At 71.9% G+C, this 22690-nt stretch carries 19 protein-coding genes; 11 read left to right on the top strand and 8 right to left on the bottom strand.

The genetic code is table 11. From position 1 onward, the window contains the following. The first annotated feature begins 53 nt into the window (after window positions 1–53). Together ACZ6RC_RS09045 and ACZ6RC_RS09040 are read left to right on the top strand one after the other, a co-directional pair. The gene (locus ACZ6RC_RS09045; RefSeq protein ID WP_469580279.1) at window positions 54–2303 is read left to right on the top strand and encodes a TPM domain-containing protein; all 2250 of its coding nucleotides are present in this window, start codon (window positions 54–56) and stop codon (window positions 2301–2303) included. A gap of 34 nt (window positions 2304–2337) precedes the next feature. Then, window positions 2338–3045, top strand: a complete 708-nt coding sequence (locus tag ACZ6RC_RS09040; protein ID WP_469580276.1) for a PspA/IM30 family protein — start codon at window positions 2338–2340, stop codon at window positions 3043–3045. A gap of 145 nt (window positions 3046–3190) precedes the next feature. Here the strand turns inward: ACZ6RC_RS09040 and ACZ6RC_RS09035 are convergent, their stop codons facing one another. From ACZ6RC_RS09035 to ACZ6RC_RS09015, 5 genes are all read right to left on the bottom strand, one after another. Continuing rightward, entirely contained in the window at window positions 3191–5764 is a 2574-nt protein-coding gene (locus tag ACZ6RC_RS09035) for a SpoIIE family protein phosphatase (protein WP_469580275.1), read from the bottom strand. A 147-nt stretch (window positions 5765–5911) separates the two neighbouring features. Further along, on the bottom strand, window positions 5912–6331 hold the full coding sequence (locus tag ACZ6RC_RS09030) for an ATP-binding protein (RefSeq protein ID WP_391139409.1): 420 nt from the start codon (window positions 6329–6331) through the stop codon (window positions 5912–5914). A gap of 264 nt (window positions 6332–6595) precedes the next feature. Then, window positions 6596–7027, bottom strand: coding sequence for a (deoxy)nucleoside triphosphate pyrophosphohydrolase (locus ACZ6RC_RS09025; RefSeq protein WP_469580270.1), 432 nt, complete (start codon window positions 7025–7027; stop codon window positions 6596–6598). Window positions 7028–7051: 24 nt separating this feature from the next. Next, window positions 7052–7231 (bottom strand): SPOR domain-containing protein, encoded by a 180-nt coding sequence (locus ACZ6RC_RS09020; RefSeq protein ID WP_391139411.1) that lies wholly within the window; start codon window positions 7229–7231, stop codon window positions 7052–7054. Window positions 7232–7780: 549 nt separating this feature from the next. Next, on the bottom strand, window positions 7781–8533 hold the full coding sequence (locus ACZ6RC_RS09015; protein WP_391139412.1) for a GntR family transcriptional regulator: 753 nt from the start codon (window positions 8531–8533) through the stop codon (window positions 7781–7783). Window positions 8534–8789: 256 nt separating this feature from the next. On the opposite strand from ACZ6RC_RS09015, the gene ACZ6RC_RS09010 reads away from it, so the two are divergent. Beyond that, window positions 8790–10178 (top strand): glycoside hydrolase family 18 protein, encoded by a 1389-nt coding sequence (locus tag ACZ6RC_RS09010; RefSeq protein WP_469580268.1) that lies wholly within the window; start codon window positions 8790–8792, stop codon window positions 10176–10178. 117 nt (window positions 10179–10295) lie between these two features. Here the strand turns inward: ACZ6RC_RS09010 and ACZ6RC_RS09005 are convergent, their stop codons facing one another. Next, window positions 10296–11345, bottom strand: a complete 1050-nt coding sequence (locus tag ACZ6RC_RS09005; RefSeq protein WP_469580266.1) for a DUF4190 domain-containing protein — start codon at window positions 11343–11345, stop codon at window positions 10296–10298. A gap of 466 nt (window positions 11346–11811) precedes the next feature. Then, entirely contained in the window at window positions 11812–13383 is a 1572-nt protein-coding gene (locus ACZ6RC_RS09000; RefSeq protein WP_469580262.1) for a S8 family peptidase, read from the bottom strand. A 191-nt stretch (window positions 13384–13574) separates the two neighbouring features. On the opposite strand from ACZ6RC_RS09000, the gene ACZ6RC_RS08995 reads away from it, so the two are divergent. After that, a complete protein-coding gene (locus ACZ6RC_RS08995; RefSeq protein ID WP_469580261.1) occupies window positions 13575–14705 on the top strand; it encodes a threonine synthase in 1131 nt (376 codons plus the stop codon). A 19-nt stretch (window positions 14706–14724) separates the two neighbouring features. Here the strand turns inward: ACZ6RC_RS08995 and ACZ6RC_RS08990 are convergent, their stop codons facing one another. Further along, window positions 14725–15207 (bottom strand): cupin domain-containing protein, encoded by a 483-nt coding sequence (locus tag ACZ6RC_RS08990; protein ID WP_469580258.1) that lies wholly within the window; start codon window positions 15205–15207, stop codon window positions 14725–14727. Between the two features lie 150 nt (window positions 15208–15357). On the opposite strand from ACZ6RC_RS08990, the gene ACZ6RC_RS08985 reads away from it, so the two are divergent. The 7 genes from ACZ6RC_RS08985 (at window position 15358) to ACZ6RC_RS08955 (ending at window position 22652) form a co-directional block, all read left to right on the top strand. Beyond that, window positions 15358–15786, top strand: coding sequence for an ester cyclase (locus tag ACZ6RC_RS08985; RefSeq protein ID WP_453613459.1), 429 nt, complete (start codon window positions 15358–15360; stop codon window positions 15784–15786). Window positions 15787–16037: 251 nt separating this feature from the next. Then, complete coding sequence (locus ACZ6RC_RS08980) at window positions 16038–16418, top strand: CPCC family cysteine-rich protein (protein ID WP_469580256.1); 381 nt, start codon at window positions 16038–16040, stop codon at window positions 16416–16418. Then, entirely contained in the window at window positions 16415–16708 is a 294-nt protein-coding gene (locus tag ACZ6RC_RS08975) for a hypothetical protein (RefSeq protein WP_469580254.1), read from the top strand. Before ACZ6RC_RS08980 ends, ACZ6RC_RS08975 begins: the two co-directional genes overlap by 4 nt. 308 nt (window positions 16709–17016) lie before the next feature. Continuing rightward, window positions 17017–18264 (top strand): helix-turn-helix domain-containing protein, encoded by a 1248-nt coding sequence (locus ACZ6RC_RS08970; RefSeq protein WP_469580835.1) that lies wholly within the window; start codon window positions 17017–17019, stop codon window positions 18262–18264. Window positions 18265–18556: 292 nt separating this feature from the next. Then, the gene (locus tag ACZ6RC_RS08965) at window positions 18557–19351 is read left to right on the top strand and encodes a toll/interleukin-1 receptor domain-containing protein (RefSeq protein WP_469580250.1); all 795 of its coding nucleotides are present in this window, start codon (window positions 18557–18559) and stop codon (window positions 19349–19351) included. After that, the gene (locus tag ACZ6RC_RS08960) at window positions 19348–21318 is read left to right on the top strand and encodes a hypothetical protein (RefSeq protein ID WP_469580247.1); all 1971 of its coding nucleotides are present in this window, start codon (window positions 19348–19350) and stop codon (window positions 21316–21318) included. The genes ACZ6RC_RS08965 and ACZ6RC_RS08960 overlap by 4 nt, the downstream gene beginning before the upstream one ends. Beyond that, a complete protein-coding gene (locus ACZ6RC_RS08955; protein WP_469580244.1) occupies window positions 21315–22652 on the top strand; it encodes a hypothetical protein in 1338 nt (445 codons plus the stop codon). The genes ACZ6RC_RS08960 and ACZ6RC_RS08955 overlap by 4 nt, the downstream gene beginning before the upstream one ends. Window positions 22653–22690 lie beyond the last annotated feature (38 nt).

The following is a 22690-nucleotide window of genomic DNA, read 5'->3' as shown; positions in this document are numbered from 1 at the left end:
AATCGGGGTTCCGCCCGGTCGCGGGTGATCAGAACGGGACATAACCTCCCCATGTGACGCGAAGAGCCACCCGACTCCTGCTCGCGGCGCTGGTGGCGGCGGGGTGGCCGGTCGTGCCCGCCGTCTCCGCCGCCCGTGCCGACTCCCCCGCCGTAGCCCCTGCCGTAGCTCCTGTCGTACGGTCCGACGACCCCGTCGTCCTGTCCCGCGAAGGGCAGGTCACCGACACGGTGGGAGCGCTCGGCGACCGCCGGAGCGCGGTCACCCGGGCGCTCGACCGCCTCTACGACGACCGGCGCGTGCAGCTCTTCGTCGTCTACGTCCGCGACTTCTCCGGCCGCTCCGCCCAGGACTGGGCCGACGCCACCGCCGTCCGCAACGGCCTGGGCGTCGACGACGTCCTGCTCGCGGTCGCCACGCACGACCGGCAGTACGGCTACTCGGCCGACCCCGACGCGCGCCTCACCCAGGCCCAGCTCGACGACGTGGCGCGGACCGCCGTGGAGCCCGCGCTGCGGCAGAACGACTGGGCGGGGGCGGCGATCGGCGCGGCGAACGGCTTCGACGCCGTGCTCGCCGGACGGCCGGTGCCCACGCCCACGATCACGCCCGGGGCCGCCGATCCCGGGGGCGCGGACGACGGAAGCGGCTGGGCGACGGACCTGGTGCTCCCGGTCGTCCTCGTCGGCGGCGCGGGGGCCGTGGTGGCGTACGCGTACACCAAGCGGCGTCGGCGCACCGCGACCCGTACGACCCCGGCGGGCGGCCGGGAGGGCTGGGGCGCGCGGGAGCCGGGCGGGGACGCCGCCGACGGGGGCGGCGCCCCGGGCTGGGGCGAGGGCGCGGGGCCGGGGGCGCCGAGGAAGCCCGCCGCGCCGTCGCTGTCCGAGCTGGACGGCCAGGCCCGCCGGACGCTGGTGGCCACCGACGACGCGCTGCGCACCAGCCGGGAGGAGCTCGGCTTCGCGACCGCCCAGTTCGGCGAGGAGGCGGTCGAGCCGTTCACCGAGGCCGTCGCGTTCGCGCAGGAGGAGCTGACGGCCGCGTTCCGGCTGCGTCAGCGGCTCGACGACGCGTTCCCGGAGGACGACGCGACCCGCCGCTCCATGCTGGAGGAGATCCTCCGGCGGTGCGGCGAGGCGAACGCCCGGCTCGACGGCGAGTCCGAGGACTTCGACCGGCTGCGGGACCTGGAACGCCGGGCCCCCGAGGCGCTCGCCGCGGTCGAGGCCGCGTGCCGGGAGCAGTCCGGGCGGGTCGTCACGGCGGAGGCGGCGCTGACCGCGATGCGCGGCCGGTACGCCGAGTCGGCGGCCTCCCCCGTCGGGAGCGACGTCGAGCAGGCCAAGGACCGGCTGGTGTTCGCCACGGCCAACCTCGACCAGGCCCGGCAGGCCGTCGACGCGGGCGACCACGGCGCCGCGGCCGTGCACATCAGGGCGGCCGAGAGCGCCGTCGACCAGGCGGCCCGGCTGAGCGAGGCGGTGGACCGGCGGGCGCGGGAGCTGGCCGAGGCGGTCGGCAGGCTGGACACGGCGCTGAGCGAGACCGAGGCCGACCTCGCCGATGCCCGCGGTCTGCTCCAGGGCACGGCGGAGGGGGTCTCCACCGCCGATCTGCGGGGTCGTATCGCGCGGGCGGAGTCCGTCGTCGCCGATGTGCGGCGGATGACGGAGGCGGGCCGCTACGACCCGATCGACGCGCTTCGCCGGGTCGAGGAGGCCGACGGCGCGCTCGACGAGGCGCTGGAGGGCGCGCGGGAGCGGGAGTCGGGGTCACGGCGGGCCCGTGCGCTCCTGGAGCAGGCGCTCCTGACGGCCCGTTCGGCGATCGGCGCGGCCACCGACTACGTCACGACGCACCGGGGCGCGGTGGGCAGTGAGGCCCGTACCCGACTGACCGAGGCGCAGCGCCGGCTCGCGGAGGCGCAGGCGCTCGCCGCCGAGGATCCGCAGGGCGCGCTCGCGGAGGCCCGGCAGGCGGACGCGCTGGCCCGGCGGGCGCAGGAGCTGGCCGAGCAGGACGTCCGTACGTACGGGAATCCGAACGGTCCGGGCGGCCCGGCGGGCGGCGGTTTCGCCGGCCCGGGAGGAGGGGGCGGCGGTCTCGGCGGCGCGGTGCTCGGCGGGATCATCCTCGGCGGGCTCTTCGGAGGCGGCCGGGGAGGCGGCGGCCTGGGCGGCTTCGGAGGCATGGGCGGCATGGGGGGCGGTGGCTTCGGGGGGACGGGCGGCGGGGGCGGGCCCGGCAGCTTCGGCGGTGGGGGCACCCGCGGCCGGCGGGGCGGCGGCGGCCGTTTCTGAACCTGTCGACCATTCGCGCGCAAGGAGAAGGACCATGACGAAGCAGACGATCCTCGGCCGTGTCGCCCAGCTGGCGAAGGCGAACGTCAACGCCCTGCTCGACCAGGCCGAGAATCCGCAGAAGATGCTGGACCAGCTGATCCGCGACTACACGAGCAACATCGCGGAGGCGGAGGAGGCCGTGGCGACGACCATCGGCAATCTGCGGCTGATGGAGCAGGACCACCAGGAGGACGTGGACGCCGCCAAGGAGTGGGGCGAGAAGGCGCTGGCCGCCAGCCGGAAGGCGGACGGGCTGCGGGCCTCGGGGCAGACGGCGGACGCGGACCGGTTCGACAACCTGGCGAAGGTGGCGCTGGGCCGGCAGCTCCAGTCGGAGAAGGAGGCGCGGACGGCCGAACCGACGATCGCCTCCCAGACCGAGGTGGTGGAGAAGCTCAAGCGCGGGCTCGACCAGATGGGGAACAAGCTCGGTGAACTGAAGGCGAAGCGCGACGAGCTGGTGGCCCGCTCCGCGTCCGCGCAGGCGCAGAACCGGATGATGGACGCGGTGAAGGACATCGACGTCCTGGATCCGACGAGCGAGCTGAGCCGTTTCGAGGACAAGGTGCGCCGGGAGGAGGCGAAGGCGATGGGCAAGCAGGAGCTCGCCGCCTCCTCGCTGGACGCGCAGTTCGAGCAGTTGGACGCGCTCGGCGACAGCGCGGAGATCGAGGCCCGCCTCGCGGCGCTCAAGGGCTGACGCGGCCCGCACTTCGCGCCGCCAGTCCGGCGGGGGTGCGGGGTGCGGGCCGGGGCGTCGAGCCGTACGCCACCGGGCTGCCGGGCGACCGGGCCGTCCCGCCGCCAAGCCATCACGCCGTCGCGCTCGCCAAGCCGTCCCGCCGTCAGAACATGCTGAGGAGCTGCTCCACCGTCGGCTCGGCGACCCCGTCGCCGTCCGGCAGGGGCAGTTCGAACCAGACCGTCTTGCCCCTCGGTGTGCGGCGCGAGCCCCAGGCGGCGCTGAGCAGGCCGACGAGCTGCAGCCCGCGGCCGCCCTCGTCGGTGTCCCGGGCCCGGCGGCGCCTCGGCTGGACCAGGCCGGCGTCCCAGACCTCGCAGACCAGGGTGCGGTCGCGCAGCAGCCGCAGTCTGATCTCGCCCTCGCCGTACCGCAGGGCGTTGGTGACCAGCTCGCTGACGAGCAGTTCGACGGTGTCGACGAGGGGTTCGAGGTCCCAGGCGGTGAGCTGGGCGCGGGCCAGTTCACGGGCCCGGCCGACCGAGCGGGGCTCCCTCGACAGCCGCCAGTCGCCGACCGCCTCCGTGGGCAGGCCCTGGATCCGCGCCATCAGGAGCGCGATGTCGTCCTCGCCGTGCGAGGTGTCCAGGGTGGTCAGGACGTGGTCGCAGACGTCCTCGAGGGGGCACGCGGGGTCGGTGAGGGCGCTGCGGAAGGCCCGCAGCCCGTCGTCGAGGGTCTGGTCCCGCGACTCGACGAGCCCGTCGGTGTAGAGGGCGAGCAGGGAGCCTTCCGGCAGTTCGACCTCCACCTCCTCGAAGGGTTCGCCGCCGACGCCGAGCGGCATCCCGGGCGGCACGTCCAGGAGGAGCGCCCGCTCGCCGGGTTCGACGAGGACCGGGGGCAGGTGGCCGGCGTTGGCGAAGGTGCAGCGCCGGGTGACCGGGTCGTAGACCGCGTAGACGCAGGTGGCGAGGTAGACCTCGGAGAGTTCGGGCCCGCGGGCCTTGTGGGCGCGGCCACTCTGCTGCGCGCCGGCCGGGGCGCCGAGGCCGCGGGCGATCTCGTCGAGGTGGGAGAGGACCTCGGCGGGTTCGAGGTCGAGCTGGGCCAGGGTGCGCACGGCGGTGCGGAGTTCGCCCATCGCGACGGCGGCGCGCAGGCCGCGGCCCATGACGTCGCCGATGACGAGGGCGGTGCGGTGGCCGGGCAGCTCGATGACGTCGAACCAGTCGCCGCCGACCTCGGTGGCGGCGGTGCCGGGGAGATAGCGGCAGGCGATGTCGAGACCGGCGGCCTCGGGGTCGCCGGGCGGCAGGAGGCTGCGCTGGAGGATCAGGGCGCGTTCGTGCTCGCGGCGGTAGAGGCGGGCGTTGTCGATGCAGACGGCGGCGCGGGCGGCCAGTTCGACGGCGAGGGCCCGGTCCCGCTCGCCGAACGGCTCGCTGCCCTTGGTACGGGAGAACTGGACGAGTCCGACGACGGTGTCGTGCGCCACCATCGGCACGACGAGGGTGGACTGGACGAGGCCGCCCTCCTCGCCGGGCATCGTGCGCAGCCGCCCGGTGCGCAGGGCGCCCGCGCAGGGCGAGTTGAAGGGGTAGCGGTGGACGGAGCCGACCTCGACCGGTTCGGTGCCGCAACAGCCGCCCTCGGCGCCGGGCTCCCCGAGCGGGCCACGGGTCGGGGCGTCGGAGACGGCGCTGGCGAAGGCGACCCGGCGCAGCTCGGCGCTGCCCGCGCCGTAGCCCACGTCGTGGGAGCTGCCCCACCGCCCGGGCGGGGCCTCGTCGCCGGTCAGCAGCCCTTGGTAGAGGTCGACGGAGGCGAGGTCGCAGAAGCCGGGGACGGCGACGGCGAGGAGTTCGCGGGCCGTGGCCTCCAGGTCGAGGGAGTTGCCGATCCGGGCGCCCGCCTCGTTGAGGAGGGCCAGGTTGCGGCGGGCGTTGCGGGCCTCCCGGGCGGCGTTGTGCCGGCGGGTCACGTCGATGCCGAGCCCGGCGACCCCGATGGGCCGGCCGGTGCCGCTGTGCACGCGGTAGAGGTTGATGGCCCAGTGGCGCCGGTCGCGGGACCCGGGGGCGGCCCCGACGATCTGGAGGTCGTTGACGGACTCGCCGGTCTCCAGGACCCGCCGGAGCGCGGCGGTCATCCGGTCGGCCTCGGGGCGGGAGAGGTAGTCGTGGACGGTACGGCCCCGGTGGTCGTCGGCGGAGCCGCCGAAGACGGTGGCGAAGCGCTGGTTGGCGCGCTGCACGGTGAGGTCGGTGCCGAACAGCAGAAAGCCGAAGGGCGATTGGCCGAAAATGGCCTGTGAGGCGGCGAGGTCGGTCTCGATGCGCCGCAGCGCCCGCACGTCGACGACGATGCACAGCGCGGCCCGCTCCCCGTCGGAGGTCTCGCTGGGCATGACGTACATCTCGGCGATGCCCTCGGGACGCTTCTGGCCCGGGATGCGGAAGGGGACGAGGCCCGTCCACTCCTTGCCGTCGAGGACCTCCGCCACCCGGCGCCGGCCTCGTTCCCGCAGGTCGGCGGGCATGAAGGCCTCGACCGGGTCCTTGCCCATCGCCTCCTGGGCGGGCACGCCGAAGAGGTCGACGGCCCGGCGGCTCCACTGGTCGACGAGCCCGTCGGGCCCTATCGAGAAGGAGGCGACCCGGATGTAGTCATAGATCGAGCCGGGCGGGCTGCTCTGCCACACGACGCCGCTCGCCGACTCAGGTATCTCGCTCACGCGACCGTCCCCTCCAGCTCACCGCACCGGACCGGCCATGCCCGCAGTATTCAGCACTACGGCCCCCGACGGCACGACGTTCACGATCACAGGGTGGTCTCGTTCATTTTGAGCCGAGCTCCCGTTGATCGTCGTCCCACCCGTCTTCTAACCAGGCAGAGCCAGCTCGAACCACACTGTCTTGCCCGTCCTGCCCTTGCGGGTTCCCCAGCGGCGAGCGGAACAGGCCACGAGCTGCAGACCGCGACCGCCCTCGTCGTCGGGGCCCGCGGAGCGTTCGGTGGGCGGATCCGGAAGCGGATCGGAGACTTCCACGAGGAGCGCGGAGTAGTGGGCGGAGCCCTCGCCGTCGGCGTGGAGGAGGACGAGCCGCACCCCGATCGGGCCGGAGGCGTAGCGCAGGGAGTTGGTCACCAGCTCGCTCACCAGCAGGACCGTGACATCACCGATCGCCGCGTCGAGCCGCCAGGCCCGGAGTGTGTCGCGTACCGCGTGGCGGGCGGTGCGCACGGCGTCGGCCTCCGCGGGGAAGGACCACTCGGCACAGTCGCCTTCGGTGTCGATCACACCCGATCACTTCCCCAACCCAGCATCAGCAGGAAGACCCAGTCCTCTTTCGGGGGGTTATTCAGGACATACCCGATATTCGGGGCGGGATATCGCGGGATGTCACTCGCAGGCGCATGGTGGCACGAACGGCGTACGAAGGGTCGCGCGGAGGGGCACACGGAAGCGGGGCCTCCCCTTACGACTCCTCTTCCCGGGCTTTCGGGGCCGGCCCGAAGGGGTGGCGGCGGCCCCGCGCTCCGGTCGCCCCGGAGCCCTGGCCCTTCAGGCGCGCGCGTCGTCCGCCGGGATGGCCGGGAGCCGTCGTCCCGCCTCGGCGACGGCGGGGCGGTCCTGGTCGAGCCAGTCGACGGAGTCGAGTTCATGGCGGGCCAGCCAGCGCAGTTCGTCGTGGTCCTCCAGAGGGCGCGGCTCACCGGAGAGGAGCCGGGCGGTCCACACCTGGAGGACGTAGCCGGGCTTGAGGGGCCATTCGCCCGGGATGCGCTCGCCGGGCTCGGTCTCGACGCCGAGCTCCTCGCGCAGCTCGCGGACGAGGGCGTCCTCGGCGCTCTCCCCCGGCTCCAGCTTGCCGCCGGGCAACTCCCACCGGCCGGCGAGTTCGACGGGGGCGCTGCGGCGCGCGGCCAGCAGCCGCCCCCGGTCGTACACGGCTCCGGCGACCACGATCACACGGTCCGCGCTCTGCTCTGTCATGGGCGGGAGCGTATCCCGCGGGGGTCAGAGAGCGGGCTGGCCGATGCGCTCCACCCAGTAGAGCTGCCGGTGTCCGCTCGCGTCGAGGCTGTCGGCGATCTTCTGGGCCTCGTCCTGGGTGGCGTACCGCCCGACGCGATAGCGGTTGCCGTTGTCGTCCTGCCGTATGACCAGCCAGGGAAGGACAGGACCACTGTCGGTCATCGGGCTTCTCCCTCCGCCGGTACGGACATCTCAAAGGATCTCCAGGAAACCGCAATCCGCATATGCCTGAGCTTACGCCTGACCTTTACACAGCGGATACGGGTTTTCACGAAGAGGTACGAATCCGGCCGGGAACCATCGAAGGGAAGCCCAACGACCTGACGGGGCGTCGGCTCTTGGGCAGGAGGACATCGTCCGGCGCCGGGGCCGGGGCAGGGCCCGCGGCCTCGGGTTTCTTACCGCCGACCGGGCCGGGCGGCGGCGCCCGAGAGCTGTTCGCCGAGCGGACAGGGGCCGGCGGGAAGGGCCGACGGCGATGTCCGGAATTTCATGCGAGGTGTCGGGAAAGGGGGGCGTGGCCAGGCGGGGGGAGGGGGCAGGGAGGAGGGTTCAGCGGGAAAGGCCCGGCGGGCGGGCGCGGAGGCAGGGCCCGGCAGGCGGGGGCGTCCCGATGCGCGGGGTCGGCGCGGCCGCGTGCAGCGCCGTCGGACGGCCGCCCTCGCCCCGCGCTCGCGCCCGCCGGTCAAGCCCTCGGATCAAGCCGCCGGGTCAGCGCACCGGGAGGTGGTAGGCGATGCGGTAGCGGTCGGCGGGGACGACCACGTCCGCGGTCTCGACCGCCCGGCCCGACGCGTAGTACGTCCGCTCGACGACCATCACCACATGGCCGGGCACGCCGCCGAGCGCGAGCAGCTCCTCCGCCAGGCCGGGGCGCGCCCCGACCTCCTCCACCACGTTGTCGACGACCACGTCGATCGCGGCCATGCGCTCGACGACCCCGCAGCCGCCGAGCGGGCCCTCCTCGGGGAGCATCACGGGGGTCCGGCCGGTGACCTCGAGGGGCTCCCAGGAGGTGGAGAGCATCATCGGCTCGCCCGCGTCGCGATAGACGTACCGCGTGCGCATCACGCGCTCCCCCGGCTCGATGCCGAGCCGCGCGGCCACGGTCGCGCTCGCCTGCTCCTGCTCGCTGCTGGACTCCCAGGTGCCGCGCGCCCCGTCGGCGGCCTGCTCCTGGCGGAAGGGGCTGGCGCCGGACGGCGGGCGGTACCCGGACCGGGCGATCCGGCGCGGCACCGGCCGCTCGCGGACATACGTCCCGGACCCGGAGCGGCCCTCCACCAGGCCCTCGGCCATCAGCACCTTGCGGGCCTCCAGCGCGACCGTGTCCGAGACGCCGTACTCCTCGCGGATGCGGGCCTGCGAGGGCAGTCGGGTGTGCGGCGGCAGCGAGCCATTGGCGATCTTCTCCCGGAGATCGCTCGCCACGCGAAGATAGGCGGGCTGCTCACCGAACGTCACTGGACACTCCCCTCAGCTTGACGGACAGCTACAGAGTGACAACCCACGGTGCACACCCGCAAGCATGGGCCAAAGTTTCACTCGAAGTGATGACTTGCCTTTACGCACGCTCTTACCGCAGGTATGACCACGGGGCGCACGCAGCGGCCCGCCGGGAAGTGCCGAGATCCGCCGAACCCCTTGACCCCATTGGTCCAGACCAATACGTTCCTGTGAGCACAGCTCCCTTCCGGCACACGCACAGGAAACGAGCCTCATGCGTCGAACACCCCTTGCCCGGCTGGCGATCGCCGCCGTGTCCCTCGGTCTGGTGGCCGCCTTCGCGCCCACCGCCGGCGCGGCCCCGGGCGACCGGGCCTCCTCGTCCCCCGCATCCCCCACCTCCTCGGGCCACGGCCACGGCCACGGCGGCCCGTCGTACAAGCGCGTCGGGTACTTCACCCAATGGGGCGTCTACGGACGCGACTTCCAGGTGAAGGATCTGGAGACCAGCGGGACCGCTGCCAAGCTGAGCCACATCAACTACGCCTTCGGCAACGTCGGTCCCGACGGCAAGTGCTTCACCGGCAACACCCCCGGCGAGGCCGACGCCTGGGCCGACTACGTCCGCCCGCTGGACGCGGCGGGCTCGGTCGACGGAGTCGCCGACACCGCCGAACAGCCCCTGGCCGGCAACTTCAACCAGCTGCGCGAGCTGAAGGCCAAGCACCCCGGCCTCAAGGTCATGATCTCGCTGGGCGGCTGGAGCTGGTCCACGCACTTCTCGGACGCGGCCCTCACCCCCGCCTCCCGCAAGGCGTTCGTCTCCTCCTGCATCGACCTCTACATCAAGGGCGACCTGCCCGTCGACGGCGCCCGCGGCGGCGCCGGAGCCGCCGCCGGAATCTTCGACGGCATCGACCTCGACTGGGAGTGGCCGGGTTCGGCCGGTGACGTCGACACCGTCCACCGCCCGGAGGACAAGCAGAACTTCACCGCTCTCGTACGGGAGTTCCGCAGCCAGCTCGACGCGTACGCCAAGGCCACGGAGCGCGGCAAGAAGCGCAAGCACTACGAGCTGACCGCCTTCGTCCCCACCGCCCCGGCCAAGATCGACGCGGGCTTCGAGGTCCGCAAGATCATGCGCGACCTGGACTTCGTCAACCTCCAGGGGTACGACTTCCACGGCCCCTGGGAGTCCACCACGGCGCAGCAGTCGGCCCTCTTCGCGGGCCGCGGCGACTTCAGCGTCGACCAGACCGTCGGCGACTGGCTGCGGCGCGGCGCGCCCGCCCGCAAACTCGTGGTCGGCATGCCGTTCTACGGCCAGGGCTGGACGGGAGTGACGGGCGGCGGGAACGGCATGGGCCACCCGGCGGCCGGCCCCGCCCCCGCCACCTGGGCGAACGGTTACGAGGACTACAAGGCCCTGAAGAAGCTCGCCGACTCGGGGGCGTACACCGTGCACCGCGACTGGCGGAACGGCCACGCGTGGCTCTTCGACGGGACGACGCTGTGGACGTACGACGACCCGCAGGTGCTGCGCACCAAGGCGGCGTACGTCCGGGCCAAGGGGCTCGGAGGCGCGATGTTCTGGTCGCTGGACGGCGACACCCCCGACGGTGAGCTGATCAACTCGGTCGACCGGGGCCTCGGCCGCCGCTGAGGCGCGCGGCGTACGGCAGTGGGGCCGGGTCTTCTTGAGACGACCCGGCCCCACTGCCTGCCTCAGACCGCCTCCGGGGCCGGGTCTCCTTGAGGCGACTCGGCCCCACTGCCTGCCTCAGACGGCCTCCCCCGGCTCCGAGCCGGGCCCGCCGCCCTGCGTACCGCCCTCCCCCGCGCCCTGCGTCCCGCTCTCGTCGGGGAGTCCCAGGGCCGTGCGCACGTCGAACACCGACCCCCAGGCCGTGAGGTCGTAGGCCGTGTCGTACCGCTCGCGGAAGGCGGCCGCGTCGGCCGCCCCCGCCAGCGCGGCCCACTCCTTCGCCGCCGCGTCCATCTCCTTGACCAGCTCGGCCACCGGAGCGGCCGCGTCCCCGGGCCAGCGGTGGCCGGCCAGGCTCCGGCTGGACCCGGTGAGGGCGGTGCGGACCCGGGAGGCCCAGGCGGTGTTGGCCTTCAGGTCCTCCGACGGGCCCGCCTCCGGCTCGTCGAACAGGGCGGCGTCGAAGGTGTTGAGGGCCCGGAGGAAGTGGACCTGGTCGGCGTCGAGCATCGTCTCGTCGTTGCGCAGCGACCCCGTGACCGGTTCGCTCTCGGTGACGAGCGCGCAGATCACGGTCCGGTCGCCGGTCCGCCAACTCTCCCTCGTGGGGAGGTAGTAGTACGTCCAGACGTTCTCGGGGACCACCCAGGAGTCCAGGGCGTACTCATCGCCGAGCCGCTCGCAGCGGTCCCACGCGATCCCGTCGAGCACCGTGTCGCCCGGCCACTTCGTGAAGCCGGTGAGCGGGAAGGTGGCGGTGACCTCCCCCTCGTGGGCGACGGCGCAGTTCACCTCCTCGACCGGAGCGTCGAGGGCGTCCAGGGTGCCGTCGACGTCGAAACACTCGCCGGTGCGCAGCCCGTACGTCGACGCGGAGCGGGACGCCTCGCCGAGCCCCTCCTCGACCCCCTTCCAGGCCTTGCCGATCCCGCCGGTCACCAGACCGAGGGTCAGCAGCAGGGAGCTGGTGAGGGACAGGGCGATACCGGCGATCGCGAGGCCCTTCCCGGTCTGGTTCCTCTTCTTGATCCGCGGCAGGGCGATCACGCCGAGGACCAGCCCGAGCGGCGGGAGGCAGCAGAGGATGCCGGAGACCAGGGAGGCGATGGCCAACCCGTTGGTCACGCGCGGCGGCGCACCGAGCGGGCCGGGGCCGGTCCCGTAAGGGGGCGCGTAGGGGTTGGACCCGGGGCCGGGGACGGGACCGGGCGCGGGGCCGGGGCCGTAGGGGCCCCCGTAAGGGCCGGAGGGGGTCGGTCCGGGGTCGGCCGGCCCCGTGCCGGGAGCGGCCCAGTTCTGCCGCGGGGGCGGGGAATCCTGGGGCGGCGGAAGGGACTCCACGGGTACGGCGCTCCTGTTGGGCCTGGCGATACGAACACACGAACGGGCGCGCGCATCGTACGCGGTCCGGGGAGCGGGGCCGAAGGGCGGGGGACTCGATCCGGTGGCCCGGGGCGGCCGCGCTCGACCCGTACGGGCATGACGGAAGGGGCGGCCGCCCGTCGGCGACCGCCCCCGGTGTCACGCGCTATGCCCTGCGGTCCAGGCGATCAGGCGTCACCGCCATGGACCACGCACCACGGGCAAGGCTTCAGAACTGCACCGCCCAGGAGTCGATCTTCCCGGTGTCGTAGTTCGCGTTGTCGCTGACCCGCAGCTTCCACGTGCCGTTCGCGACCTCGGAGGAGGCGTTGACGGTGTACGTGGTGTTGATGTTGTCCGCGCTGCCGCCGGTGCCGTACCCCTTGAGCGTGTACGCCGTGCCGTCGGGGGCGATCAGCTGGACCTGGAGGTCACCGATGTAGGTGTGGACGATGTTCACCGGCACCTGCAGGGCGGCCGGCGCGTTGCCGGCGACGCCGCTGACGGTGACCGGGGACTCGGCGGTCGCGTTGTCGGCGATGGCGTAGTCCGCGGTGTTCTCGAACTTCTTGCCGGGCGGCGGGGTGGTGCCGCCGCCGACGAAGAGGAGCTTGTTCGGCGAGCCGGTGCCGGGGTTGGTCACCACGTTCGGGGTGGCGGCGGTGGTCAGCGCGGTCGAGACCTGCGCCGGGGTCGCCGACGGGTTGTCCGCCAGGTAGACGGCGGCGGCTCCGGCGACGTGCGGGGTCGCCATCGACGTACCGGAGATGGTGTTGGTGGCGCTGTCGCTGCTGTTCCAGGCCGAGGTGATGGAGGAGCCCGGGGCGAACAAATCTAGGACGTTGCCGTAGTTGGAGAAGCTGGAGCGGGCGTCGGTGTTGGTCGTGGAGCCGACCGTGATCGCCTCGGTGACGCGCGCCGGCGAGTAGTTGGAGGCGTTGGAGTTGTCGTTGCCCGCCGCGACGGCGTACGTGACGCCCGAGGCGATCGAGTTGCGCACGGCCGTGTCGAGGGCCGAGTCGATGCCGCCGCCGAGGCTCATGTTGGCGACGGCCGGCTTCACGGCGTTCCGGGTCACCCAGTCGATGCCGGCGACGACCTGCGCGGTCGTGCCGGAGCCCTGGTTGTTGAGCACGCGGACGCCGACGATCTTGGCCTTCTTGGCGACACCGTAGGCCGAGCCCGCGACGGTGCCGGCGACGTGCGTGCCGTGGCCGTGGCCGTCCTGGGCGACGTTGTCGTTGTCGATGGCGTCGAAGCCGTTGAACGCCCGGCCGCCGAAGTCGCTGTGGGAGATCCGTACACCCGTGTCGATGATGTACGCCGTGACGCCCTGACCCGCGCTGTCCGGGTAGGTGTAGCTCTGGTTCAGCGGGAGGGCCCGCTGGTCGATCCGGTCCAGGCCCCAGGACGGCGGGGAGGGCTGCGTCCCGCTGACCGTGAAGACACGGTTCTGCACGACGGACTCGACGGCCGGGTCCGCGGCGAGCTTCTTCGCCTGCGCCTCGGAGAGTTCGAGGTGGTAGCCGTTGAGCGCCGAGGTGTACGTCTTCTTGATCGTGGCGCCGTACTCGGCCGCGACCGCGCGGCCCTTCGCCGTCTCCGCCTGCGCGGACTCGTCGAGGGTGACGATGTAGCTGCCGGCCACCGTGCCGGGTGCTCCGGCGTTCTGGATGACACCTTCCGGAGCGGCCTCGGCCGCGGTGGCCGGGAGGGCGGAGACGGAGCCGAGGGCCAGAGCGGCGACGGCTATGGCGCTGGCGGCGGCGAGTCTGCGCCGCGAGTCACGCATCACTGACATGTGAGGGGTCCTCCTCATAGGTGCTGCGCTGCTGTGGGGGAATGGCAGGTGCATGACAACACGGCGTCCGAGGACACCGGGACGCGTCCTCGCCGGGTCGTACATCCGGCTGCCGAGCGAAAGATTGACGGATCCATAGGAATCTCACAAGACCTGCGAGCGCCCCGTCACACAGCGGCCACACGGCTGCCATGCTGACCCGCATGACGGCCTACGTCTGCCCCCGTTGCCGGGTCCACGCCCCCGCCGACTCCCTCACCTGGTGTTGTCCGCGATGCCGCGGTCCCTGGGATCTCGAGTTCACGAGCGGGCCCGTTTCCCTCACGTCTCCCCCGTCCCTCACGTCCCGCGTGAATTCACTGTGGCGTTACACAGAGGCACTGCCGCTCGCCACGCACGCCCCCGCCGTGACCCTCGGCGAGGGCCGTACGCCCCTCGTCCCCCTCACCGAGGGCGTTTCGGCCAAACTCGACTTCCTCATGCCGACGCTCTCCTTCAAGGACCGCGGCGCCGTCATGCTCGCCGAACTCGCCCTCCGGCTCGCCGAGGGGGGCGGTCTCGGCCATGTCGTGGCGGACAGCAGCGGGAACGCGGGGACGGCGATCGCCGCCTACTGCGCGCGGGCGGGCCTCGACTGCGTCGTCCACGTACCGCAGGGCACCTCGCCCAAGAAGCTGGAGCAGATCCGCGCCCACGGCGCGCGCCTGACGCAGGTCCCGGGCGACCGCGAGGCCACGGCGCGCTCCGCCCGCGCGGCGGCGGACGAGCCCGGCGTCTTCTACGCCTCGCACGTCCACAACCCGCACTTCCTGCACGGCACCAAGACGTACGTGTACGAGATCTGGGAGGACCTCGGCGGCAGCCTTCCGGACACGCTCGTCGTCCCGGTCGGCAACGGCACCCTCCTCCTGGGCGCCGCGCTCGCGGTCGAGGAACTGTACGGCCACGGGCTCGTCGACCGGCGCCCGGCGCTGGTCGCCGTGCAGGCCGAGGCGGTCTCCCCGCTCGCCACGGCCTTCCACGCGGGCGAGGCGGAACCGGCCGCGCCCGCCCCCGCCCGACCCACCCTCGCCGAGGGGATCGCGATCACCGCCCCGCCCCGCGCCCGCCAGATCCTGGCTGCGGTACGCGCGTCGGGCGGGACCTTCCGCACGGTGACGGAGGACCAGATCCGCTCGGCCCAGCGGGACCTGGCCCGCCGCGGGCTCTTCGTGGAGGCGACGGGCGCCGTGTGCTGGGCGGCGGTGCGGGCGGCGCCGCCCGCGGGGCGGTGCGTGGTGCCGCTGTGCGGGGCGGGCGCGAAGACGGGCCTGGTCCCCTGAGGACGGCTCGGGGGCCGCTTCAGTCGACCCAGTAGGTGTCGTGTTCGAGGAAGAACTCCGCCCGCTCCTCGTCGGTCATCCGCGCCACCGTCCCGACCTTCTCGAAGTACTCCTCACGGGGCGCGCCCGGCGCGAAGAGCAGCAGGAGGGAGGCAGGTTCGTCCGACTCGTTCCGGAAGGCGTGCAGCCCGCCGGTCGGTACGTACAGGAAGTCGCCCTTCGTGGCGTCGACCCACTGGGCGCCGTCGTAGAGGCGGACGGTCCCGTCGAGGATGAAGAAGCTCTCGGAGATCGTCCGGTGGAAGTGGGTGCTGGGCCCGCCGGCCTTGGGCGTCATGTCGACGCGGTAGAGACCGAACTCGCCGCCGGTGGAGGCGGTGGTGGCGAGATAGTGCGTCCGGGTCCCGTTGGAGACGGTGAGTTCGGCGGGGGCGCCGGCGGGGCGGAAGGAGGCGCTGATCTCTCCGTCGTCGCCGTGGTAGCGGGGCGGGGGGTACGACATGGTGCGCTCCGTTCGTCGTGGAGAGCCGGGCGGGGGTGTCGGGTTCCTGCGGTGCGCGCAAGATCCAGGATGCCCCGGGCGTACCCCGCGGGGGCGGCCTTTCGGTGGGAAAATGGGGGTGAGCCACCCATTCCTCTGAGGAGGTGGATCATGGGAGAGGCACGTGTCCTGATGGAGCGCCTCACCGAGGCGATCACCGGGAAGCCTGACCTGGAGGCCATCGCCGGCCTCTTCGCGGAGGACGCCGTCGCGTACACCCCGGACGGCGGCGAGATGCGCGGACGCGAGGCCATCGTCGAGTACTGGCGCCTGATGACGGAGGCCGTCCCGGAGGCGACGTACACGTCCCTGCACGCGTACGAGGTCGGCGACACCGCCATCGACGAGGGCATCTACAGCGGCCGCAACACCGGCCCGATCGCACTCCCCACGGGGGAGACCCTCCCGCCGACGGACAAACACCTCACGATGCGCGGCATCGACCTGGCGACGGTCGCGGACGGCCGCATCGTGAGCTACCGGCTCTACTTCGACCAGATGGAGTTCCTGGACCAGCTGGGGTTGCTGCCGGCGACGTAGGGGGGCGGGGGGCGCGCACGGGAGGCCGCGCCCTCGCGCCGGCGAGCACCCTCCACACGCCGAGCGGGGATGAAGGAATGCCCCTCTTACGAGGGCCACCCCTGTGCGGCCCTCGTGGAGGTCGTCAAGGTCTGAGGCAGTCTCCCTGCTGGCCGTGAGGGGTGCCCTGCGGACTGGCCGCGGACTGGTCGAGGGTCCTGAGGCAGAGAAATCCATGGCGCACCGGCAGGACCCGCCACGAGACTGCGCAGGTGAGCGATTCCTACCCCTGCCCCTGCTGCGGACACCACGTGCTGGGCGCGATGCCCGGCTCGTACGAGATCTGCCCCATCTGCTTCTGGGAGGACGACGGGGTCCAGTTCCGCTGGCCGACCATGCCCGGCGGCGCGAACAAGGTGTCCCTGATCGAGGCTCAGCGCAACTACCAGGACTTCGGCGCCTGCGACGAGCACGACCGCCGGTTCGTCCGCCCGCCGGCGGAGGACGAACCGCTCGACCCCGCCTGGCGACCCATCGACCTGACGCGCGACTCCTTCGAGGACTGGGCAACCGAGGACCGCGCCCCGTGGCCCGAAAACCGCTCGGTGCTCTGCTGGTGGCTGCCTACTTTCTGGCGCCGGGACCAGCCATGACCACCCACATCGAGAGACTCGTCCAGCAGCTGGACGAGTCGGCCGGTCCGTCGTACGACGCCCGCGCTGAACTGATCGGCATCGGCTCCGACGCCCTTCCCGCCGTCATCGACGGACTGCCCTCCCTCGGCGGCTTCGGGCAGCTGACCGCCATCGAGGTCTACGAAGAGGCGGCCGAACTGTGGCCGACGGCGTCGTGGCCGCGTCTCGTCTTACCCAGCCTGGCGGTCTCTGGACCAGTGGTCCACCCGGACCGGGCCGACCCACGCAGCTGGATCGATCAACTCTGAGACTGCGTGAACGGCTGGACGCGCCCGCGATCTGACACTAGCGATCACTTTGTCCCGATAGTGGTCAACGCCAGTCACTCCAGGAACGGACGGGGAACAACGGGGAACAAAGGAGGCAACGGGCAACACCCCCGAACCCCAATTCTCCAGGCGCGCGTCGTGCCAGACTCGCTCTCGGATGCAAAGCGAAGTGGCGTCGTCACAGCGGGTGTTCGTCGTCGTGTTTCGTGGCGACCAATGATCGTCGCATGACGGCTCGCCACGAGGACGGCCGGCTCTCGCGGTCACTGTTCAAGGGGAGGTTAATGATGGACGCAACTTTACGTTTCGGACCGGAGCTTCGCCGCTTACGAGTAGAAGCGGGGCTGACACTGACCGAGTTCTCCGCAGCGCTCAACTACGACAAGGGGCACCTCAGCAAAGTCGAGCGCGGGGAGCGTTGCGCGTCCCCCGAACTGGCCCGGCGGTGCGACGCCTTCCTCGGCGCGGACGGCGAGCTGCAGCGCCTGGTCACCCGTCCCCAGTCGGACTCGGGCACCGCCGAATCCCCCGCCGGTCCGAGCCGTTGGCTCGTCGGGCGCCGGGCGGTCCTCTCGGCGGGTACAGGAGTGCTGATCGACCTCGGCCTGAAACTCGGCAGTCAGGCGCTGCCCTCCACCGACGACCCCCTCCTGCCCTCCTTCCGCATGCAGTTCGACCAGCTGCGGAAGCTCGGCCAATCCACGGCACCCAAGGTCCTGTTGCCTCTCCTTGAGACGCAGACCCGCATGATCACCGGGCTGGCCAGCGCCGCCCCGTCCGCTTCTCGGGCCCCCGCACTCCTGCTCGCCTCGCGGTTCGCGGAGTTCACCGGCTGGATGGCCCAGGAGGCCGGAGACCGGGACGCGGCACTCGGCTGGACGGGCGAGGCCGCCGAGATGGCGCGCGCCGGGGGTGACTCGCACCTCGGTTCCTACGCATTGGTGCGACGTGCCCTGGTCACGATGTACGGCGGGGACGCCGTCGGCACCGTAGCCCTGGCCCGGCGCGCCCAGAGCAGCGAACTCCCGCCGCGCATCCGGGGACTCGCGGCCCAACGGGAGGCCCAAGGGCACGCGCTCGTCGGCAACGAGGTCGACTGCCTCCGCAGCCTCGACAGGGCGCGGGAACTACTCGCCAGCGACGACTCCCGCAACGGCGCGGAGCCCGTGATCGGCACATCCCATGTGAGCGATCCGGCGGCGATGTCGACCGGCTGGTGCCTGCACGACCTCGGCCGCCCCAAGGCCGCCGCCGAGGTGCTCGACCGGGAGTACCGCCGCATCCCGCCGCACGCGCTGCGCACGCGCACCCGGTACGGATTCCGCAGGTCCCTGGCCCATGCCGCTTCCGGAGAGGTCGAGCACGCGTGCACGATCGCCGCAGAGCTGCTCGGCGTCATGTCGGCTGTTCCGTCGGCGACGGTGAACAGCGACGTTCGGCGTCTCTCACGGGAACTTGCCCGGTTCCGGAGCAGCCGCGCTGTGCGTGATCTGCAGCCCGCGCTGGCACGCGTACTCGCCCCCGCGCACGACTGACAGCCTCTCCACGACCGACACAGGCTCGAGCCGCCGGCTCGCCGCTCTACCTGCTCCCCCCGGCCCTCCGGATCCGACGATCCCCGGCGGGACCCTCCGATGACCGCTCGGCGCGTTCGCATCGCACTCCGGCTTCTTCGAGCCGTCCGCGAAGTGAGCACCAGGTGGCGCCTTCCGTCCTCAAGCTTTCCCGTGGATGCGCCATGCCGTCCCACGGTCGGAACCGCATGGCCGGGCGGACCACAGCCCCGTGCCCGTTCACCCCGTCTTCCTTTTCCCGAAGGGAACCTTCATGCCCGACGTCTTCGTCAACTACCGCACAGGCGACGAGGAGTCCGCCGCAACCATGATCGCGCGAGAGCTCTCGCGCCGGTTCGGATCCGAGCGGATCTTCTTCGCCAGCAACTCGATCGAGGCCGGACGCCGTTTTCCGGTGGAACTGGTCAAGGCAGTGGAGGAGTGCGAGGCGCTCCTCGCCGTGATCGGCCCGCGCTGGGCACAGGTGCGGGGGGCCGACGGCCGCCTCGCCCTCGAGACGGAGCAGGACTGGACCCGTCGTGAGATCCAGACCGCGCTCGACCGCGGTGTCCTGGTGATCCCCGTGCTCGTCGGCAAGGCCACACGGATCGACCGCGCTGTCCTCCCGGACGACCTGCTGGAGCTGGCGGACTGCCAGTACAAGCGGTTCGACCACCGGAACGCGGAGTCGGACCTGACGGCGCTCGGCGACACCCTCGCCCGGCTGCTGCCCGGACTGGGCACGGAGGATCTCGACGCCCATGCGGCGCGGGAGCGAGCGGAGGCGAAGTCCCGCGAGAAGCCGACCCGGGAGGGTGGGCACCCCAGGATGCGGACGCGCGATGTCGAGCAGCGCGTGCGCGGCGGCATCGGAAACCTCAACGGAGATCTCTCCGGCACCTTTGTCAACGAGCCGCAGGGACCCGTGAACACCGGTCGGGGCCACCAGTACAACGCGCCTCACTTCGAGGGTGACAACACCGGGGTCCAGTTCACGGCAGGCGACAACAGCGGCACGGTCCACCAGCGCTTCGAGCGCGAGCGCCGGCGCTCGGACGACGGACGATGACCGAGCAAGACCGCGTCACCGTCACGGATGCATATGGTCCGGTGAACAGCGGCCCGGGTCCCCAGAACATCTTCTACGGCATCGGCGCGGATTGGATGATCCGCAAAGGGGTCGAGTCCCTCCGGATCACCCGAGAGGACCGGTTGCGCCTGGCTGACCGGTTCGTTCCGCCGGTGGGCTATCGCCATGCCGCCGAATGTCTGGAGAAGCCCGGATCGGTGGTGTTGCTGGAAGGGCAGCCCGGCATCGGCCGCCGCGCCGCGGCGATCATGCTGCTGCACGGGTTCGGTGAGGACGAGGGCGCTGACCAGGAGGGGGGGCGGTTCGAGGAGCTTCCCAACGGCAAGGACGAGAACCCTCTCGTTCCCGGCGCGGGGGACCGTTTCCTCCTCGATCTCTCCGGAATCGCCGACGAGGAGGCGTACGACACGGCCCAGCGCCGCCTGGCCGTGCGCCGTTCACAGGTCCAGGAGGCAGGGGCCCACTTGGTCGTCGTCCTGCCGTCGGGCCTGGAGCACGCCCACCCGCGGAACCTCGCACCGCAGACGGTGAGGCTTGGACGCCCCCGGGGCATCGCCGTCATCACCCGGTACCTCCGCATGGACCGGATGCCCTTCCGCCCCGCGGACCTGGGGAGCGCCGTCCTCCAGAGTCTGTGCGACCGCTCCCCCATGTGGGAACTGGCGCAGCTCGCGGGCCTGGTGAGAGCCGCCCGCGACAGCGGCCGGTTCGGTGCCGACTTCGCGGGATGGCTCGACCAGGCAATGCACGCGGTGACCGACCGTGCCGGTGAGGTGGGCCGGCAGGTGGCCGCGGTCCGTACCGCACCCGAGCGTGCCCTACTGCTGGCGACGGCGATGTTCGAGGAGGCCCGCGCTGACGTCGTCTACGAGGCGTGGCACGGTCTCATGAAGACAGTGAGGCTTGAGGAGGAGGCGACGACCGAGCTCGGTCGGACGGATTTCGGAGAGCGGTTGGCGGGGCTCGGGGTCAAGCGGGATCCAAACGGGCGGCTTCACTTTGAACGATTGGCCTACGCCGACGCAGTACGGACGTACTTCTGGACGAACTTCCCCGGGGTACGCGACGACCTCAGTAGCTGGGTCGGCCGCGCCGCCGGGCTGCGCGGTCTGACCGCCGACGACCGGGTGAGCGTCGTCGTCCGCTTCGGCGAACGAGCCCTGGACGTCGGGCGGCCTGACCACCTCTTCGACCTCGTATGCCTCTGGGCGGGAACCGGAACGCTCCGCGATCCGCGAGCCGTGGCGGCACTTGAACTCGGTCTCGGCCACGAGAGGTTCGGGGGTTGGTTCCGCAAGCGGATGTACGAGTGCGTCGTGAGATCCAATTCCTTGCCGGACGGCCTCGCGCGTGTCCTGACTACAGCCTGCGTTCAGAGCCTCAGCGCGACCCACCCGGATCAGGCGGTGGTACGGCTCCACTACCTCGCCGTACGGAAGGGGGAGGTGGCGCGCGAGGCCCGGGAGGCGCTCCTCGAACTCGCCGGCCGCGACCGCAGGCTCTACCGGCTGCTGATCGACCGCTTGCGGGACAGGGCGCTTCTGGAGCCGCACGAGGCAGAGCCCCATCTCCGTCTGCTGACAGAACTGTTGAGCAGCGAGCGCGCACCGGATCCTCCGGCGTGGCCGGACCTGTTCCTGGGCTGGGAGGCGGTGTTCTCCCAGCCGCCGACGGAGCTCTGGAACCCGCTGGTGAGCAGCTGGCTGAATGCCGTGGCGGGCGACACCACACGGAAGATGGCGCTGGATGTGATGGTCGGGGCGACACGCGGCCGCGCGGTGGCCCTCCACCGTCTCTACACCATCACCTGCGACTGGGCCGGGTCCGCGCGCCAACCGTCCCGGGCAGCGGTCGCCGCGCTCTTCTGGCAGTACATCGACCAGGTGCAGTACGGCCGCACGAAGCGTGCGGATACCGGACCACGAACCACGGAAGAGGCACGATGAGACACCGTTTTTCCAGCTTGTTGTTCGTCGCCCTCTGCGGCCTCGCACCGATTGTGCTCGGAAACCTCCTGGACTGGTCGGCCTGGCTGTGGGGCTTCCTGTCCATGGTCACGGCCTCGGGTTCCCTGCTGGTCGTGATGACGGTAGTCAGCAGTGGTCGCACGTCGGCCGGCCCGTACGAGCCAGGGGAACCCGAACCGCCCGCGGTACCGGTGGAGCAGCCGTACCAGGAGACACGGGTGATCGATGCGGTCTTACCGAGCGCGACGGACGGCTACGACTTCCTCTTCTCCGCCACCGTGTGGTGGAAGCCTGTTCCCGACCACGCCGGCAGGTCCGACGACGCCTCCCCGGCCCTCGCCGCCTCCTCGGTCGTCAGCCGGGCCCGTGAGGTCGTCCGCCACGAGGAACCCCGCCGGGCGAGCTTCGCGCAGTATCTCCTGGACGGGGAGTTGGGCGTCCTACTCCCCGACCGGAACGATCGGGTGAAGGCCCTGGCCACCGATGTGACGCTGACCCTCGCTTCCGCCGACCGCGAGCGCCTGCGGAAGCTGAACGATCTTCGCAAGGACGAGGAGATTTGGGAGTACGAGCGCGAGCACGAACGCAACAAGCGGCGCTACCTCGGCGACGACGTACTCAAGAGTGCGGGCAGCGCGGTGGTGTGGTGGCTGGCCCGCCACGAGAACGAGATCGAGAAGGCGGTACACATGATCGGCCCGCTCGCCCAGATCGCGGCGGCCGCAAACGACGAGGAGGTGCCCGAGCTCTTCCGCCACCTGCTCGTTCCGCCCGTGGGCGTGCGGAGCGAGGCGACCGTTGGGGGACCGCTTTGGGACGAGGGTGCCCACGGAGGGGAGATGCTCGACCGCGAGGAGGAAGTGGGGGTCTCGGATCGGCTGCGGCTGTTGCTGACGGCTGCGGGCCTCAAACCGGACATGGACGGGTACACGGTGCTCGTGCACCGTGTGATGCGGTTTCTGCAAGCTGAGGGGCTGGATGAGGCCGCCGACGAGATCAGGCGGGCCTTCGGTCTGGCCCCCGACGAGGGGCCAGAGGGCGAGACCTCGGACGAGGGGGGCACTACTGCGCCCTGGCCGCCCTACTCTCCAGCTCCTGAGGACCCGCCGTTCACCGACATGGCCGCGGACCCGGATGACGACACGGGCGAAGACACGTTCACGCCCCGGGCGGCGGAGAGCAGCGCAAAAGAAAGGAACAGCGATTGGTGGGAGAGAGGAGAGGACGACGTGACGTCTTCGCCCGTCTGGGACCCCTCGCACAGCCCTCGCCGTCCCGCCGAACCCCGCACACGAGACGAGGACGGGAGTTGATCTGGTAGACGGTCGGCTCTCCGAGGCTCGGAGGGGGC

This window comes from Streptomyces sp. NPDC048353 (assembly GCF_055587165.1).
Note: the sequence above shows the minus strand (reverse complement) of the source record. Positions and strands in the feature narration are given on the sequence as shown.